The sequence below is a fragment of the Xenorhabdus hominickii genome, from assembly GCF_002632725.1.
In the GTDB taxonomy this organism is placed as follows: domain Bacteria; phylum Pseudomonadota; class Gammaproteobacteria; order Enterobacterales; family Enterobacteriaceae; genus Xenorhabdus; species Xenorhabdus hominickii.
Map to the genome: position 1 here is coordinate 1 of NZ_NJAI01000064.1, position 905 is coordinate 905.

General features: G+C 37.8%; 2 protein-coding genes and 1 pseudogene. All 3 read right to left on the reverse strand.

Going from position 1 to position 905, the window contains the following annotated elements:
• The coding region (locus tag Xhom_RS25040; RefSeq protein WP_099140131.1) for a hypothetical protein at positions 1–386 on the reverse strand (386 nt) is incomplete at its 3' end.
• Positions 373–726, reverse strand: a complete 354-nt coding sequence (locus tag Xhom_RS25045) for a hypothetical protein (protein ID WP_069315737.1) — start codon at positions 724–726, stop codon at positions 373–375. The genes Xhom_RS25040 and Xhom_RS25045, both read right to left, overlap by 14 nt.
• Positions 723–905, reverse strand: a pseudogene (locus Xhom_RS34820) (hypothetical protein); the annotation flags it as partial. The pseudogene Xhom_RS34820 and the gene Xhom_RS25045, both read right to left, overlap by 4 nt.

Genomic DNA, 905 nt, shown 5'->3' on the forward strand with positions numbered 1-905 from the left:
CCTATAGCTATTAATTCATCTTGGGTTTTTCTGTGTTTTTCTATCGCCTTTATGTGTTCCTTCTTAAGTCGAATAATTTCTCTTTCCTGCTTAAGTTTGGCTTTCAGTTCTTCCAGCACCTGAGCATGTCGTTCCATAAACTCAGGGCGCATCTCACCATTGCGTAAGGCAGAAGTGCCGTCTTCCTGAATGACTTCTTCGGCAGGTAAGTTGCTTGGCTTCTTTTCTTTATCAAACTGTTCTTGCGCCCGCACGTAAGCCAGTTTATTCAGTGCGCCTTTCTCACTCAGATAAGTCTTGCCAGAACCGCGAACAGCATAAACTTCACGCATTTCAATTTGGATATCTTGGTTGGTTGCGGTTTCAATGGGTTTAAGTATTTTCATGGTAACTCCTTATTGATTGAATTATTTTTTCTTCTTTTTTTATTTGCTGTCTTTTTCTTAATTCATGCCTTGCATTGACATTATTTTCATACTCAGCTTCGATAATAAGAGGCAACACAGAAAACAGTCGCGATAATCTATCAAGGTCAGTCATTGCATCATCTTGGGAGTATTCTTCACTATTAGCCGCTGCATTAGCTAAGTTAGCAATAGATTTCATTCCATTTGTTATTGAATAAATAACCTCATCGCTTGATGATGCCAAGAACTGTAGGTCGCTATCACTCATTTCATTTATTCGAATATTACTAACGCGAGTATGACGGTAAATATTATTCATGAATATTCAACTCCTCGGACTCGTGCTATTTCTTTGCCTATATTAAATACTGCGCTCAATGCAATACTAAGTAATTGTGTACCGGACAGACTTTTATCCGTATCAATTAATAAAGAAACATATGTTCTTAGATTTTCTATTTCACTCGCAACGCCTTCCAATTCATCGAATGCCTGATT

Excerpts from the sequence above, each read along its gene's own strand:
- Xhom_RS25045 (WP_069315737.1), bottom strand. The coding sequence starts at position 726 with ATGAATAATATTTACCGTCATACTCGCGTTAGTAATATTCGAATAAAT.